The organism is Nocardia lijiangensis NBRC 108240 (genome assembly GCF_001613045.1).
Classification (GTDB): domain Bacteria; phylum Actinomycetota; class Actinomycetes; order Mycobacteriales; family Mycobacteriaceae; genus Nocardia; species Nocardia lijiangensis.
The window spans coordinates 86,776-102,926 of record NZ_BDBP01000007.1 but is presented as its reverse complement, the minus strand read 5'-3'; the positions used below and the strand labels follow the sequence as shown (position 1 = coordinate 102,926).

The following is a 16,151-nucleotide window of genomic DNA, read 5'->3' as shown; positions in this document are numbered from 1 at the left end:
CGGCCGCTCGAACGCCGCACGCCCCCATCCTCTTTCGATACGCAGAGGCACAGATCTATGAATCCAACGAATACCGGCGCGGTGGTGCCCGCCGCGACGCTGGCCGCGCGGCCGGACGCGGCGCACACCGCGCGATTCGGGGCCAAGGCCGCGAATCTCGGTCGCCTGCTGGCGGCCGGCTACCGGGTGCCGCCGTTCGCGGTGGTGACCACCGAGGCGTGCGCGGAGATTCTCGCGCCCGCCGCTGACGGCATCGCCGAACTGCTACGGACACTGGACCACACCGACCCGGCGTCGTTGCGTGCGGTGTCGGCGGCTGTCCGCGGCCTGATCCTCGGCGTTTCCCTGCCCGACGCCGTCGCGACCGAACTCGAGGCCGCGATCGCCGAATGGTCAGGCGGCCCGGTGCGACTGGCGGTCCGTTCCTCGGTCAGCGGGGAGGACTCCGCGACGGATTCGTTTGCGGGCCAACTGGATACCGTTCTGAACGTGGCGCCCGCCGACGTGCCGCGGGCCATTCTGGACGTGCTCGCGTCGGCCTATTCGGAGCGTTCGCTGTTCTATCGAGCGCACCGCGGCCTGGACAACGGCGGCGTCGACTGCGCCGTGCTGGTGCAGGTGTTGGTCGACAGCGCGGTCTCCGGCGTCGTCTTCAGCTGCAATCCGCAGACCGGCGATCCGGCCGAATCGGTGGTGTCGGCGGCGCTCGGGCTGGGTGAAGGCGTCGTGGCGGGTACGGTGGAATGCGACACCTACTTCGTCGACAATGCCTCGGGCGCGGTCGTTTCCCGTACCGTCGTCGACAAGCGGAGCCGGGTCGTGGCCGAATCGGGTTCCGGCACCGCGGTGGCGGAGATCGCGGGCGGCAGCACCGAGCCCGCGCTCACCGACGAACGGATTCTCGAGCTCGCGCGCACCGCCGCCGCGCTCGCCGACGCCTTCGGCGGACCCCAAGATGTCGAATGGGCCTACGACGCGGACGGTACGCTGTTCCTGCTGCAGGCCCGCCCGGTCACCGCGACGGGTGCGCGCGAGACGATCTTCGACAACGTCAATGTGGCGGAGTCCTATCCTGGACTGTCGAGCCCGCTGACCTTCTCGATCCTGCGCGCCGCCTACGAGCAGGTCTTCCGTGCCTGCCACCGGGATTTCGGCGCGACCGGCGCGATCGTCGACCGCAATGCGGCGAGCCTGTACCCGTATCTGGTCGGCACCGCGCACGGGCGGATCTACTACAACATCAGCAATTGGTACCGGCTGTTCCTGCAGATTCCCGGCATGGAGTTCGCGATCGAGGGCTGGGAGGCCGCCCTCAATATCGAGAACCGCTACCAGCGTCCGGCGGCGCCGACCCGCGGCGTGGCGCGGCTGCGGATGTACGCGCTGCGACTGCGTGTCTTCGCGATCATCGGCTCGGGGTGGGTGCGGTTGCCGCGCAGGCTGCGGGCCTTCTTCACCGAGCTGGCCGCCTTCACCGCCGACCTCGACCGTCGCCTCTCCCCTGAAACGCCGGAACGGGAACGCGATCCGGAGGCGCTGCTGCAGTGGATGGAGCGCTGCCTGCACGAACTCGTACCCGCGTACTCGGTGCAGATCTTCAACGACTTCCTGGCCCAGCAGCTGTTCCACGTCGTGGGGCTGCTGCTGGAACGCCAGGGGCTCGAGCCGACCGAGGCGATCACCCTGCGCAACGAATTGTTCTGCGGCGAGGAGGGTGTCGACAGTGTCGACCCGGTGCGCTCGGCGCTGGCGCTGACGGCGACGATCCGCGACGATGCCGCACTGCGCGCACTGTTCACGGGCCCGCTGGATGTGCACGCCGTGTGGAAGACGCTGGCGCAGCCCGAGTTCGCCGCGTTCCGTGCGGCCTGCCTGCGTCATATCGCACTGTTCGGCGATCGCACGGTCGACGAGCTCAAGCTCGAAACCGACCCGCTCGGCGAGCATCCCGAGCGCCTGGTGCCGATGCTGCGCAACTACCTGCGCGGTGGCCAGAACATCGACGAAATGGCCGCGCGGGAAAAGGCCATCCGCCGCGAGGCCGAGGCCACCGCGGCCGCGCTGTTCCGCGACAGCTTCCCCCGGCGCGTGGCCTTCCGCCTCGCGCTGGGCCGCGCTCGCGAGCACGTGAAGCAGCGCGAGAACATGCGCTTGGGCCGCAGTCGTTCCTTCGGCCTGGTCAAGCGGGTGTTCCGGGAGTTCGGCAACCAGATGCACAGCGCGGGCCTGCTGAACGATCCGCGCGACATCTTCTGGCTCACCTACGAGGAGATCGCGGCGCTGACCCGCGGCACCGCCGTCGACACCGACGCCGCCCGCACCGTCGCCACCCGCAAAGCCGACCACGAGCACTGGCGCGGCACCGAGCTGCCCACCCGGATCATCACGACCGGGATCGCCGCGGCCGGTATCGATGACCCGGCCTTCGACACCCCGATGTCGGCAGTCGACGCAACGGCGCAGACCGTGCTGCGCGGCATCGGTTGCGCGCCAGGGCGTGTCGAAGCGCCCGCACTGGTGCTCGGCACACCCGATCCCGAGGTGCAGATCGACGGCCAGATCCTGGTGGCCTCGACCACCGACCCGGGCTGGGTCTTCCTCATGGTCGCCGCGGGCGGACTGGTGAGCGAGAAGGGCAGCGTGCTCTCGCACACCGCCATCATCGGCCGCGAGCTCGGAATCCCCACCGTCGTCGGCGTTCCCGGCGTCACCCGCCTGATCGCCACCGGAGACCGCGTGCTGCTCGACGGACGCGCAGGCACCGCAACCATCGTGCACGAGGACGAAGAATGACCACAGCTCGTATCGATTCCGTCGGTCACGGCGAGAATTTCAGTCTCGAACACTATCTCGACCCCGCGGCGCACACCTTCGAACAGCGCTTCGAGGAATTCCGGCCGTACGTCACGAACGCCAGGGGCAGCGGCTTCGTGCTGCGCGAAATCACCGGCCCGGCGGGTCCTGTCGTGCAGGTGCGCGATCCCGACGGCGGCGAGACCCGCGAGCTGATCATGCTCGGCTCCAACAACTACCTCGGGCTCGGCAGCGAACCGGAGATCATCGAGGCCGCGGTCGCCGCGACCCGGGAGTTCGGCGTCGGTTGCGGAGGACCGCCGTTGCTCAACGGCACCACCTCGCTGCACATGCGCTTGGAAGAGCGTCTCGCCGAGACCAAGGGCTGCGAATCGGCGATGGTGTTCTCCTCCGGCTACGCGGCGAACGTCGGCTGGGTGACCGGTCTGCTGCGCAACGGCGACACTCTGCTCTACGACGAACAGAGTCACGCCAGCCTCTACGACGGCATTCAGCTCGGCCGTGTCCGGTCGATGGCCTTCCAGCACAACGATCTGCGACACCTGCGCCATCGCTTGATGCAGGTGCGCTGGCGGAATCCGGGCGCGAACATCGTGGTCGCGGTCGAGGGCGTCTACTCCATGGACGGCGATATCGCCCCGCTGCCGGAGATCCGCGCGCTGTGCGATTCGTTCGGCGCCTGGCTGGCCATCGACGACGCGCACGGCACCGGTGTGCTGGGCGCGAAAGGGCACGGCACCGCAGAGCATTTCGGCCTCGGCGACGGCTCGGTGGAGCTCTACATGGGCACCTTCTCGAAGGTGTTCGCCACCACCGGCGGGTTCGTGGCCGGATCCAAGGACCTGGTCGACACGCTGCGCTTCTTCGCCCGCTCCTACATGTTCTCGGCGTCGCTGTCGCCCGCGGTGGTCGCCGCGGTGCTCGCGTCGATCGATTTCATCGACGCCCACCCCGAGCGCGTCCGCCAATTGCACGACAACACCGCCTATTTCGCGCGGGAGCTGCGCCGGATGGGCTTCGCGGTCGATCCGCAGACGGCGATCATCCCGATCCTGGTGCCGCAGCGGCTGGCCGTCGCCGAGGTGGTGGCGGCGCTGCACCGCGCGGGCGTCTTCGTCAACGGCGTCGAATTCCCCGCGGTGCCGAGGGAACAGCAGCGCTTGCGGGTCTCCATGATGGCCACGCTGACCCGTGATCAGCTCGACTTCGCACTCGAACAGATCTCGACCGTCGCCAGGAGCTTCGGTTTTCATCCAGAACAGGAAGGTGCGGAATGACCCGAACCGCGATCGCCGCCGGAGGATCCGCGGTCGAACGGCTGCTGGTGCATGCGTCGCTGGCGGCGCCGACCGCGGACGAACGCGCCGAGACGGCCGAGCTGGCCAAGAATGTCACCGACTGGGCCGAATTCTTCGCGCTGGCCAAGCTGAATGCGACGGTGCCGCTGGTGCAGCGCAGGCTGGAGGCCGAGGGACTCTACGATCTCGTGCCGGATGCCGTGCGCGCCGACTTCGCCGCCGTCACCGAGCGCATCGGCGCCGTCAACGACCGGCGGCTGGCGGGGGCGCTGGAGTTGTTGCGCCGCTTCGACGAACGCGGCGTGCGGTGCGTGGTGCTCAAGGGGATGCTCTTCTCGACCGAGATCTACCACGACCCGCGCTACAAGCGGATGAACGACCTGGACATCCTGATCGAGCTCGATCAGGTCGAGACCGCCATCGAGATCTACCGGGACCTGGGCCTTTTCGCCACCTCGGAGTTGCTGGGCAAAGCGCCGAAGGTGCGGGCCGAGCGGTCGCACCACCTGCCCTCGTTCGTCTCGCGCGACGGCGCGCTGGTCGTCGGCACCCACTGGGGCCTGATCACGCCGCTGACCCCGTACACCATCGACTACGCGGCGATCTGGGATCGGGTGCGCCGCATCGACTTCTACGGCGTGCCCGCGTGGGCCATGGCGCATGAGGACAACCTGCACCACCTGGGCGTGCATCTGCCCTACTACAAGACCGGGGTACGCGAACTCGGCGACATCTGGAACCTCGCCCGCCACGCCACCGATCTCGACTACGACCTGCTGGCGGGCGAGATCGCGACGGCGGGCACCGAAAACCTGATGTACCACGCCCTCTCGCTGGCGCACCGCCTGGTGCCGAACCCGGCGTTCGCCGCCCTGGTCGACCGGGTGCAGCCGAAGATCAACCGCTTCACCCGCTACGACACCGCCCGCAAGACTGCCGACGTCCACGCGCTCCTGCGGAGCCGCTCCACGCACACCTCGCGGATCGAGAAGGCCTACACCGAGTTCAACATGACGGCGCTGGCCCACGAGAAGCGCGTCACCTTCGGGCGGCTGTGGTCGGATCTGCTGCTGGTGCCCGCCGCGGAGGCGGCGCGGATGAGCTCGCTGCAGAAGCCGACGGCGCTCTCGGCGCTCGGCGCCCGCGTCGCCGCGCCCTACCGGCTGACCCGGGTGTTCCAGCGCGATCTCGGCCGCTGGCTGTTCCCTGCGGCGCTGGCCAAGACGGTCGTCGACCTCGGCGCGGCCTACGGTGTGGAACTCGTGCAGCGTGCGGGCGTGCGCGCGGTCGCCGCACGGCCCGGGATCGACGAGTTCGCCGCGCAGCTGGGCCTGACGCGCGCCGACCTGCAAGCCGTGCTGGACAGTCAGGAATGACGGCGGCGCATCGCACCGTGTTGTGGGACCTGGACGGCACGCTGGTCGGTCTGCGCAGGCGCAGTTTCCGGACGCTGATGCCGCTGACGGCGGCGCTGGCCTTCCGCGACCTGACGCCGCCGCACCGGTTCCTGCGGGTGCTCTCCGACGTCCTGCCCGAGGTGCGCCGCAACGAAACCGACCGCACGAACACCGAACTCATGGTCGGGTTGCTCGCCGATCGCCTGGATATCGCACCGGAGCTCGCGGCTCGGCGGTTGCAGCGATTGGCCGAGCGCGATTTCGCCCGGCTGCGGCGCTGCTTCCCGGTGTTGCCGGAGGCGGTGTCGACGGTGCGCGAGCTGCGCGCGGCGGGCACAACGCAGGTCGTCGCCACCAACCCGCTGTGGCCGTCGATCACCGCGACCACCCGGTTGCGCTGGGGCGGTCACGATCCCGGCGTCTTCGAGTTCATCACCAGCGGCGAAACGATGCGACGGTCGAAGCCGCGTGTCGCCTTCTACGACGAACTGCTCGACCGGCTCGGGCTCGCGGCGCGCGACTGCCTGATGATCGGCAACGACGCCGCCAACGACGCGCCCGCCGCCCGCGCGGGCATCCCGGTCTTCCTGCTCGGCGCCACGGAATCGGCTGTGCCGCCCGAGTGTTCGCGGACCGGTCTGGTCACCACCGGAGAGTGGACCGAGCTGCGCGAGTGGCTGGGTATCGAGGAGAAGTCATGCTCGTCATCTTGAATCCGCAATCGAACGCGGGAACCGCACTGCAACGCTGGCAGCCGGTGGAGCGCGCGCTGCGTGACCGCCATCCCGGCATGACCGTCGAACTGCCCGGCGATGCCGACCAGGCCGTGAAACTGGTACGCGCCCATCTCGAAACGACCGGCGGCCTCGAAAAGACCGGCGGCCTGGGAACGACCGATGACACAGCGCCGGAGGTGATCGTGGCGGCCGGCGGAGACGGCATGGTGAATCTGGTGCTCAACGCGATCATGGATCCGGACACCGATCGGCCGCGCCGCGGCGCGGAACGCATCGCGCTCGGCGCCATCGGACTGGGCAGCTCCAACGACTTCCACAAGCCGCTGCGCCGCGCGGCGACGATCGCCGACGTCGGGGTCCGGGTCGACGCGGCGCGAGCGGAAACGGTCGACGTCGGCAAGGCCACGATGGTGCTGCCCGACGGCACCCGCGCCGTGCGCTACTTCCTGCTCAACGCGAGCATGGGACTCGTTGCGGCGGGCAATGATTCGTTCAATCACGCGACCGGCGCGCTGGCCTGGCTCAAGTCCAAGAACGTCGAGGCCGCCATCATCGCCACCGCGCTGCGCAACATCGCCACCCATCGGCCGTTGCGCCTCGAGGTGCGTGGCACCGACTGGGCGCACACCGCGCCGATCACCAATATCGGGGTGCTCAAGAGCGTGCACTTCGCGGGCGGCATGTACTACGACACTCCGGTCACCCGCACCGACGGCCGCTTCGACGTGAACATCTGGGCGGCCGCGGGACGACTGCGCATCCTCGGCCTGATCGCCGGGCTGTACCGCGGCGCGTTCGCGAGCTCGCCGCTGGCGATCTGCCACCGCGACACCACCGTCGAACTGCGCCCCGAACGGCCCGCGCCGCTGGAGTTGGACGGCGAGATCACGCTGGTCGAATCCGCGCGCCTCGAGGTGCTGCCCCGGGTGCTGAAGGTGTGTGCGGCATGACCGGAGTCGTCCTGATCACCGGCGCGGCCAACGGCATGGGCGCGGCGACCATGAAGCATCTGGCGCGGGCGGGCTACACCGTGGAGGGCTGCGATCGCGTCGCCGGGCCGACGCACGCGACGGTGGACGTGCGCTCCACCGAATCGGTGCGGGCCTGGGTGCGGGAGGTGGCCGCGCGGCACGGTCGCATCGACGCCGTGGTCACCTTCGCCGCCTACGGCGTGGTCGGCTCGGTCGAGGAGACCGACCCGGACGAGGCGGCGGCGCTGTTCGACACCAATGTCCTCGGCACCCACCGGGTGCTGCGCGCGGTCCTGCCGATCATGCGCGCGCAGGGCGGTGGCCGCGCGATCGTGGTCAGCTCCGGCGCGGGCGCGATCGCCGAACCCTACGGCGGGTGGTACTCGGCCACCAAAGCCGCAGTGGAGCGGATCGGCGAGGCAATGCGGATGGAGGCGGCCGGATTCGGCATCGCGGTGTCCGTGCTTGCGCCAGGGTGGACGGTGACGCCGATCATCGAATCGGCCGTGCGCGTGGCGGCCCCGCTGGCGGAGTACGACGACGATCGCCGGGCGGTGCTGGAACGGGTCAGCGGATACCTGGCCGAGGGCCAACCGGCCGCCGCCGTCGCCAGGAAGGTGCAGGCCATCCTCGAGACCTCCCGGCCGCGGCAAACCTATCTCTGCGGCAACGACGTCCGGCTGTCCTTCTGGACCCGCCGTCTGGTCCCGGGCCGGGTGTACGAGCGGCTTGTCCGCGACTACTACGGACTATGACGCGGAGTCCTCGAGCGCGGCGCGGAATCGGAGCGGGTGGGACTAGGCAGCACCGGTGCGACGTGGGACCATCGCGTAGGTGACCAGCAAACCCGCCACCGAGCCGCACCTACGCGACCTCGCCCGGTTGCGGCGCGTCCGCGATCGGATCGACCGGGAGTACGCGCAGCCGCTCGACGTCGAAGCGCTCGCCCGCGACGCGCACATGTCCGCCGGCCACCTCAGTCGCCAGTTCCGTCTCGCCTACGGCGAGTCGCCGTACTCCTATCTGATGACACGGCGCATCGAGCGTGCGATGGCGCTGCTGCGTCGTGGCGACCTCAGCGTCACCGAGGTCTGTTTCGCGGTCGGCTGCTCCTCGCTGGGCACCTTCAGCACTCGCTTCACGGAGCTGGTCGGCGTGCCGCCCAGCGTCTATCGGCGCGAGGCCGCGCAGACGACGGAGGGGATACCGTCGTGCGTGGCGAAACAGGTCACCAGACCGATCAGGAATCGAGAAGCATCGGCCACCGCGGCGCGCCTAGCCTGATCAGCATGGACATCATCATTCACTCGACCTTCCTTCCGCAGAACGATCCGGACGCCGCGCTGGCGTTCTACCGCGACACCCTCGGCTTCGAGGTCCGCAACGACGTCGGCTACAACGGGATGCGCTGGATCACGGTCGGCCCCACCGACCAGCCCGGCACGAACATCGTGCTGTACCCGCCGGAGGCCTCCCCCGGCATCACCGACGACGAGCGCCGCACCATCGACGAGATGATGGCCAAGGGCACCTACGCCAGCATCGTCTTGGCGTCCAAGGACGTCGACGCCGCTTTCGAGCAGCTGCAGGCCGGTGACGCCGAGGTCGTCCAGGAGCCGACCGACCAGCCGTACGGCGTTCGTGACTGCGCCTTCCGCGATCCCGCGGGCAACATGGTCCGCATCCAGCAGCTGGCCTGAGCCGTTCGGAGATCCATGCTCTGACCCGCCGGTCGGCTTCGTGAAGCCAGTCCGCGCCGGTCGGCGGTGGCCGCTGTCCGGTGGCCACCGCGGCGAGGCCGCCCGCGATTCCGACGCGTCGATCGGGCGTGCCGACGAAAAGAAAGCCGACGTACCGCTCGAAGCTGATTGGATCGAGCCGAGCCCGCAGCCACACCGACCGCGACGACAGCCCGCGCACCAGAGGGAGACACGATGACCGCGTCCACGAGGAACAGAACCGGAAAGGCCACGGCGAAGGGCACGACATCGCCCGCGCTGCCCGCCGCCGACAGCCACGATCTGATCCGCGTGCACGGCGCACGCGTGAACAACCTCCAGGACGTGAGCATCGTGCTCCCGAAGCGCAGGCTCACGGTGTTCACCGGCGTTTCCGGCTCGGGCAAGAGCTCGCTGGTGTTCGGCACCATCGCCGCGGAATCGCAGCGCCTGATCAACGAGACCTACAGCGCCTTCGTGCAGGGCTTCATGCCGACGCTGGCGCGTCCGGAGGTCGACGTCCTCGAAGGGCTGACCACCGCCATCACCGTCGACCAACAGCGCATGGGCGGCGACCCCCGCTCCACCGTCGGCACCGCCACCGACGCCAACGCCATGCTGCGCATCCTGTTCAGCAGGCTCGGTGATCCGCACATCGGCCCGCCCAGCGCGTTCTCGTTCAACACCGCCTCGGTCAAGGCGGCCGGTGCGATCACGGTCGAACGCGGTGAGGGCAAGACGAAGGCCGTGAAGGCGACCTTCTCCCGCACGGGCGGCATGTGTACGCGCTGCGAAGGCCGGGGCTCGGTCTCCGATATCGACCTCACCCAGCTCTACGACGACTCCAAGTCGCTCGCCGAGGGCGCGTTCACCATCCCGGGCTGGAAATCGGACAGTTTCTGGACCGTGCGGGTCTACGCCGAATCGGGCTTCGTCGACCCCGACAAGCCGATCCGCAAGTACACCAAGAAGGAGATGCGCGACTTCCTGTACAAGGAACCGGTCAAGGTGAAGGTCGACGGCGTCAACCTCACCTACGAGGGGCTGATCCCCAAGGTGCAGAAGTCGTTCCTGTCCAAGGATCCCGAGTCGATGCAGCCGCACATCCGGGCGTTCGTGGAGCGCGCGGTCACCTTCACCATCTGCCCCGACTGCGACGGCACCAGGCTCGCCGAGGGCGCGCGCTCCTCGCGGATCAAGGGCATCAACATCGCCGACGCGTGCTCGATGGAGATCCGCGACCTCGCCGAATGGGTCCGCGGCCTGGACGAGCCGTCGGTCGCGCCGCTGCTCGAAGCGCTCGGGCACACCCTCGACTCGTTCGTGGAGATCGGCCTCGGCTATCTCTCGCTCGAACGGCCCGCGGGCACCCTGTCGGGCGGAGAAGCGCAGCGCGTCAAGATGATTCGCCACCTCGGCTCGTCGCTCACCGACGTCACCTACGTCTTCGACGAGCCGACCATCGGCCTGCATCCGCACGATATCCAGCGGATGAACAACCTGCTGCTGCGGCTGCGGGACAAGGGCAACACGGTCCTCGTCGTCGAGCACAAGCCGGAGGCAATCGCGATCGCCGACCACGTGGTCGACCTCGGCCCCGGTGCCGGTTCAGCGGGCGGCACCATCTGCTACGAGGGCACCCTCGAGGGGCTGCGGTCCAGCGACACCGTCACCGGCCGCCATCTCGACGACCGGGCGGCACTCAAGGAGACAGTGCGCAAGCCCGCCGGGAAGCTGGCCATCCGCGGCGCCGGTGCGAACAACCTGCGCGATGTCGACGTCGACATTCCGCTCGGCGTGCTCGTCGTCGTCACCGGTGTCGCCGGTTCCGGCAAGAGCTCGCTCGTCCACGGGTCGATTCCGGCATCGGAGGGCGTGGTGTCGGTCGATCAGGCGCCGATCCGTGGTTCGCGGCGCAGCAATCCGGCGACCTACACCGGGCTGCTCGATCCGATCCGCAAGGCGTTCGCGAAGGCCAACGGAGTGAAGCCCGCGCTGTTCAGCGCCAATTCCGAAGGGGCATGCCCCACCTGCAACGGCGCCGGGGTCATCTACACCGATCTGGGGATGATGGCCGGCGTCGAAACTCCCTGCGAGGACTGCGAGGGCAAGCGGTTTCAGCCGGCGGTGCTGGAGTACCGCCTCGGCGGCCGCGACATCAGCGAGGTGCTCGCGATGTCGGTGACCGAGGCCGAGGAGTTCTTCGGCTCGGGCGAGGCACGCATCCCGGCCGCGCACGCCATCCTCGACAGGCTCGCCGACGTCGGGCTCGGCTACCTCAGCCTGGGCCAGCCGCTCACCACGCTGTCGGGCGGCGAGCGGCAGCGGCTCAAGCTGGCCACCCACATGGCCGACAAGGGCGGCGTCTACGTCCTCGACGAGCCGACGACCGGCCTGCACCTGGCCGATGTCGAGAACCTGCTCGGCCTGCTCGACCGCCTCGTCGACTCCGGCAAGTCGGTCATCGTCATCGAGCACCACCAGGCGGTCATGGCGCACGCCGACTGGATCATCGACCTCGGCCCCGGCGCGGGCCACGACGGCGGCACGATCGTCTTCGAGGGCACACCCACCGACCTCGTCGCCGCTCGCTCCACGCTGACCGGCGAGCACCTCGCGGACTACGTCGGCGCCTGACCGAGCGTCTCGCGGACGCGCGCGGGAGCAGCACCGTGCGCGTCCGCGAGGAATACTCCGAGAGGAGTCCGTAACTGAATAGTTGCTGATTCCTCGATCGAGTCGCCTTTTTCCGCCGCGAGCGCGGCATAGCGCGGGCTATTCTCCACCCAGCACGTGGACAGCAATCCCAACCACGATCGGGGTGCGTCATGGCGACCGATTTCAAGGGCAAGATCGAGCTGGATATCCGCGACTCCACACCGGATTGGGGCCCGTTCGCGGCCCCGACCGCACCGGAGGGGGCGCCCAATGTGCTCTACATCGTCTGGGACGACGTCGGCATCGCCACCTGGGACTGCTTCGGCGGCCTGGTCGACATGCCGAACATGACGCGAATCGCCGAGCGCGGCGTGCGGTTGTCGCAGTTCCACACCACCGCGCTGTGTTCGCCAACGCGCGCATCGTTGCTCACCGGACGCAACGCCACCTCCGTCGGCATGGCGACGATCGAGGAATTCACCGACGGCTTCCCCAATTGCAGCGGCCGGATTCCCTTCGAGACCGCGCTGCTGTCGGAGGTGCTCGCCGAACGGGGCTGGAACACCTACTGCGTCGGCAAGTGGCACCTGACGCCGCTGGAAGAGTCGAATCTGGCGTCCACCAAACGACATTGGCCGCTGAGCCGCGGCTTCGAACGGTTCTACGGATTCATGGGCGGCGAGACCGACCAGTGGTACCCGGAACTGGTCTACGACAACCACTCCACCGCGCCGCCCGCCACCCCCGAGGACGGCTACCACCTGTCGAAGGACATCGCGGACAAAACCATCGAGTTCATCCGCGACGCCAAGGTCATCGCGCCCGACAAGCCGTGGTTCTCCTACGTCTGCCCGGGAGCGGGCCACGCCCCCCACCATGTGTTCGCCGAGTGGGCTGACCGCTACGCGGGCCGCTTCGACATGGGCTACGAGGCGTACCGCGACATTGTGCTGGAGAACCAGAAACGGATGGGCATCGTCCCTGGCGACACCGAAATGTCGCCGGTGAATCCGTATCTCGACGCCAAAGGCCCGAACGGCGAACCGTGGCCGTTGCTGGACACCGTGCGTCCGTGGGACTCGCTCAACGGGGACGAGAAGCGGCTGTTCGCCCGAATGGCCGAGGTGTTCGCGGGATTCCAGAGCTACACCGACGACCAGATCGGCCGGATACTCGACTATCTCGAGGAGTCGGGCCAGCTCGACAACACCATCGTCGTGGTGATCTCCGACAACGGCGCCAGCGGCGAAGGCGGCCCCAACGGCTCGGTCAACGAGGTGAAGTTCTTCAACGGCTACATCGACACCGTCGAAGAGAGCATGCGGTTCTACGACCAGCTCGGTGGCCCGCAGACCTACAACCACTATCCGATCGGCTGGGCGATGGCGTTCAACACGCCCTACAAGCTCTACAAGCGGTACGCCTCGCACGAGGGCGGTATCGCCGACCCCGCGATCATCTCCTGGCCCAAGGAGATTCGCGCGCACGGCACGGTGTGCGACACCTACATCAACGTCTGCGACGTGACCCCGACCGTCTACGAGCTGCTGGGCATTGCCCCGCCCGACACCGTCAAGGGCATACCGCAGCAGCCGCTCGAAGGCGTGAGTTTCGCTGCGGCGCTGACCGATCCGACGGCCGCGACGGGTAAGGACACGCAGTTCTACACGATGCTCGGCACCCGCGGCATCTGGCATCGCGGCTGGTTCGCCAGCACCGTGCACGCCGCAACGCCGTCGGGCTGGAGTCATTTCGACCAGGACCGCTGGGAGCTGTACCACATCGAGCAGGACCGCAGCCAGAACCGCGACCTGGCCGCCGAGCACCCGGAGAAGCTCGAGGAACTGAAGGCGCTGTGGTTCTCCGAGGCCGCCAAGTACAACGGGCTGCCGCTGGCCGATCTCAACATCCTGGAGATGCTGAACCGATGGCGGCCCTACCTGGTGGTGGACCGGACGAACTTCACGTACTACCCGGGCACCGCCGAGGTCGGCATCGGGGCGGGGGTCGAGATCCGCGGCCAGTCCTATTCGGTGCTTGCCGAAGTCGCCATCGAGTCCCCCAGCGCCGAGGGCGTGCTCTTCAAACAGGGCGCGGGTCACGGCGGTCACGTCCTGTTCGTCCAGGGCGGCCGGCTGCACTACATCTACAACTTCATGGGCGAGGACGAGCAGCGGGTGTCCGCGCCGGACCCTCTGCCGCTGGGCAGCCACCTGTTCGGCGTTCGCTACGACCGCACGGGCACCGTCGACGGCAGCCACACCCCGCTCGGGGAGCTCTCGCTCTATGTCGACGAAGCCGTCGTCGCCTCCCGCTCCGACTTGCGCACCCACCCGGGCACCTTCGGGCTGGCAGGCGGCGGAATCGCGGTGGGGCGCAACGGCGGGCAATCGGTGTCGAGCTCGTACACGGCGCCGTACTCGTTCACCGGCGGCGCCGTCGCCAAGGTCGTCGTCGACACCTCGGGTACCCCGTACATCGACGTCGAGCGTGAGCTTGCCGCGGCGTTCGCCAGAGACTGACCGCCGCGACACGAAATCCGGCACCGGCCGAACCTGGCGGCCGGTGCCGGGCTGTCGAAAAGCTTCCCAACTTTTAGAACGTGTTCTACAGTCGCAGGACGTCGGCGCGGTGATCCCGAACCTACGCGCGGGCCATGCCGATCGGTCCTACGAGGAGTGGATGTGCAGTTCAATCTGGCCGATGTGTTCGAGACGGTCGCGGCCGCGGTCCCCGACCGCGTCGCGCTGACCTACGAGAGCGAGCACATCACCTACGCCCAGCTCGACACCGACGCCGGCAAGGTGGCGCGGCTGCTGACGCAGGCGGGCATCGGTGCGGGAGAACACGTGTCGCTGTTCCTGAAGAACAGCGTCGAGCACGTCACCGCCCTGCTGGGTCTGATCAAGATCCGCGCGGTGCCGATCAACGTCAACTACCGGTACACGCCCGCCGAGCTGGAGTACATCTTCACCAATTCGGACTCCGTCGCCGTCGTCGTCGAACTGCCCGAACACCAGCGGGTACTGGCCGGACTCCTGGGCGCGTGCCCGCTGGTGCGGACCGTGCTGGTGGTCGGCGAGATCGACGGCGAACTGCGCTCCGCCGCGGCCGCTCACTCGATCGCGGTGGTGCCGTTTTCCGATAGCGAAACATTGTCCCCCGCAACCGATTTCGAGCCCCGCACCGGCGACGAACTCTATGTGCTCTACACCGGCGGCACCACCGGATATCCGAAAGGGGTGATGTGGCGGCACGACGATTTCTTCCGCAAGCCACTCTCCGGCGGCAACCCCTACGGTGACACTCCGCGTCAGGATCTCGCCGAGATCGCCTCCGCCGCAAAAGAGTTCCCGGAACTGACGTTCCTGATCGCCGCGCCGTTGATGCACGGGGCCGCGCTGTACTCGCTGTTCACCTTTTTCACCCTCGGCTCCCGCGTCGTCCTCATGCGCGACTTCGACTCGCGGCGCGTCGTCGAGGCGATCGAGCAGGAGAAGCTGCAGGTGATCCTCATCGTCGGTGACGGCATGGGGCTTCCGCTGGTCGACGAGATGGAGCGACGCCGGGGCGAGATCGACTTCGGCTCACTGTTCTCGATCACCTCGGGCGGCGCGATCTGGTCGGTCGGGGTGCGTGAACGCATGCTCGCGGTCAAGCCGGACCTGTTGCTGCGGGACAACTTCGGCGCCTCGGAGTCCGGCAACGACGGCGCCTTCACCGTCGACGAGCACGGCAATCTGCGCATGCCACCCTCCCCGACCATGCTGCTCGTCGACGAGGACCTGGCCGACATCTCTCCGGGCAGCGACCAGATCGGCTACATCGCCCGCGTCGGCAACGTCCCGCTCGGGTACTACAAGGACGAGGAGAAATCCGCTCGCACCTTCCGCACGCGCGCCGACGGCACACGCATGTCGGTGCTCGGCGACATGGGGCGCGTCGAGGCGGACGGCACCATCGTCTTCCTCGGACGCGGCTCGCAGTGCATCAACACCGGCGGTGAAAAGGTCTTCGCCGAAGAGGTCGAGGCCGCCCTGCACGCCCACCCGTCGATCGCCGACGCCCTCGTGGTGCCCGTGCCCGACGAGCGGATGGGCCAGCAGGTCGCCGCCGTCATCGCCACCTACCCCGACGCGCCACCGCTGGAACTGGAGGAAGTCCAGCACCACTGCCGAAAGTCGCTGGCAGGCTACAAAATACCGCGGTCGATGGTTGTGGTGGACGAGGTCAAACGCACGCCGGCGGGCAAGGCCGACTATCGGTGGGCAACCGAGGTCGCGGCCGGATAGGACGACCCGCAGCCGCGTGCCGCTCGAGACAGCACCGGTGGTCGCATGTCTTCAGCCTGCGCGGCTCAGCAACTCACTCCACCGCTGCACCACCAACTCGGTGTACTGATCGGCGGCTATGTCGTACGCGCCGAGCGCATAGCCGTCGTTCTCCTCGATCATGCACCATCCTGACGAGCACGAACAGCGGCACGATGAGCGCCGTACCGATCAGCGTGCCGACGTGCCGAGCCCAGAGAGTTCGGCACGTCGGGCCATCTGTCCGC

General features: G+C 68.4%; 11 protein-coding genes. All 11 read left to right on the top strand.

The annotated features are described in order from the left end of the window. Window positions 1-57 precede the first annotated feature (57 nt). The 11 genes from NL1_RS03340 to NL1_RS03290 all read left to right on the top strand — a co-directional run bounded on the left by NL1_RS03340 (window position 58) and on the right by NL1_RS03290 (window position 15,885). Entirely contained in the window at window positions 58-2,793 is a 2,736-nt protein-coding gene (locus NL1_RS03340) for a PEP/pyruvate-binding domain-containing protein (protein WP_067834149.1), read from the top strand. Then, on the top strand, window positions 2,790-4,091 hold the full coding sequence (locus NL1_RS03335) for an aminotransferase class I/II-fold pyridoxal phosphate-dependent enzyme (RefSeq protein ID WP_067834147.1): 1,302 nt from the start codon (window positions 2,790-2,792) through the stop codon (window positions 4,089-4,091). The genes NL1_RS03340 and NL1_RS03335 overlap by 4 nt, the downstream gene beginning before the upstream one ends. Continuing rightward, complete coding sequence (locus tag NL1_RS03330; protein WP_067834145.1) at window positions 4,088-5,488, top strand: nucleotidyltransferase domain-containing protein; 1,401 nt, start codon at window positions 4,088-4,090, stop codon at window positions 5,486-5,488. The genes NL1_RS03335 and NL1_RS03330 overlap by 4 nt, the downstream gene beginning before the upstream one ends. Next, window positions 5,485-6,222: an HAD family hydrolase gene (locus tag NL1_RS03325; protein WP_067834143.1), complete on the top strand. Its 738-nt coding sequence runs from the start codon at window positions 5,485-5,487 to the stop codon at window positions 6,220-6,222. Before NL1_RS03330 ends, NL1_RS03325 begins: the two co-directional genes overlap by 4 nt. After that, on the top strand, window positions 6,207-7,196 hold the full coding sequence (locus tag NL1_RS03320; protein WP_067834141.1) for a diacylglycerol/lipid kinase family protein: 990 nt from the start codon (window positions 6,207-6,209) through the stop codon (window positions 7,194-7,196). Before NL1_RS03325 ends, NL1_RS03320 begins: the two co-directional genes overlap by 16 nt. Next, entirely contained in the window at window positions 7,193-7,972 is a 780-nt protein-coding gene (locus tag NL1_RS03315) for an SDR family NAD(P)-dependent oxidoreductase (protein ID WP_067834139.1), read from the top strand. Before NL1_RS03320 ends, NL1_RS03315 begins: the two co-directional genes overlap by 4 nt. Window positions 7,973-8,051: 79 nt before the next feature. Continuing rightward, entirely contained in the window at window positions 8,052-8,501 is a 450-nt protein-coding gene (locus tag NL1_RS03310) for a helix-turn-helix transcriptional regulator (protein ID WP_067834138.1), read from the top strand. Window positions 8,502-8,506: 5 nt separating this feature from the next. Next, the gene (locus NL1_RS03305) at window positions 8,507-8,917 is read left to right on the top strand and encodes a VOC family protein (RefSeq protein WP_067834133.1); all 411 of its coding nucleotides are present in this window, start codon (window positions 8,507-8,509) and stop codon (window positions 8,915-8,917) included. 234 nt (window positions 8,918-9,151) lie between these two features. After that, window positions 9,152-11,572 carry an ATP-binding cassette domain-containing protein gene (locus NL1_RS03300; protein ID WP_067834131.1) on the top strand — a complete coding sequence of 807 codons (2,421 nt, stop codon included), beginning with the start codon at window positions 9,152-9,154 and terminating at the stop codon, window positions 11,570-11,572. Between the two features lie 191 nt (window positions 11,573-11,763). Then, on the top strand, window positions 11,764-14,115 hold the full coding sequence (locus NL1_RS03295; protein WP_067834129.1) for an arylsulfatase: 2,352 nt from the start codon (window positions 11,764-11,766) through the stop codon (window positions 14,113-14,115). A gap of 162 nt (window positions 14,116-14,277) precedes the next feature. Further along, complete coding sequence (locus NL1_RS03290; RefSeq protein ID WP_067834186.1) at window positions 14,278-15,885, top strand: AMP-binding protein; 1,608 nt, start codon at window positions 14,278-14,280, stop codon at window positions 15,883-15,885. Window positions 15,886-16,151 lie beyond the last annotated feature (266 nt).

Excerpts from the sequence above, each read along its gene's own strand:
- NL1_RS03340 (WP_067834149.1), top strand. The coding sequence starts at position 58 with ATGAATCCAACGAATACCGGCGCGGTGGTGCCCGCCGCGACGCTGGCC.
- NL1_RS03335 (WP_067834147.1), top strand. The coding sequence starts at position 2,790 with ATGACCACAGCTCGTATCGATTCCGTCGGTCACGGCGAGAATTTCAGT.
- NL1_RS03330 (WP_067834145.1), top strand. The coding sequence starts at position 4,088 with ATGACCCGAACCGCGATCGCCGCCGGAGGATCCGCGGTCGAACGGCTG.
- NL1_RS03325 (WP_067834143.1), top strand. The coding sequence starts at position 5,485 with ATGACGGCGGCGCATCGCACCGTGTTGTGGGACCTGGACGGCACGCTG.
- NL1_RS03320 (WP_067834141.1), top strand. The coding sequence starts at position 6,207 with ATGCTCGTCATCTTGAATCCGCAATCGAACGCGGGAACCGCACTGCAA.
- NL1_RS03315 (WP_067834139.1), top strand. The coding sequence starts at position 7,193 with ATGACCGGAGTCGTCCTGATCACCGGCGCGGCCAACGGCATGGGCGCG.
- NL1_RS03305 (WP_067834133.1), top strand. The coding sequence starts at position 8,507 with ATGGACATCATCATTCACTCGACCTTCCTTCCGCAGAACGATCCGGAC.
- NL1_RS03300 (WP_067834131.1), top strand. The coding sequence starts at position 9,152 with ATGACCGCGTCCACGAGGAACAGAACCGGAAAGGCCACGGCGAAGGGC.
- NL1_RS03295 (WP_067834129.1), top strand. The coding sequence starts at position 11,764 with ATGGCGACCGATTTCAAGGGCAAGATCGAGCTGGATATCCGCGACTCC.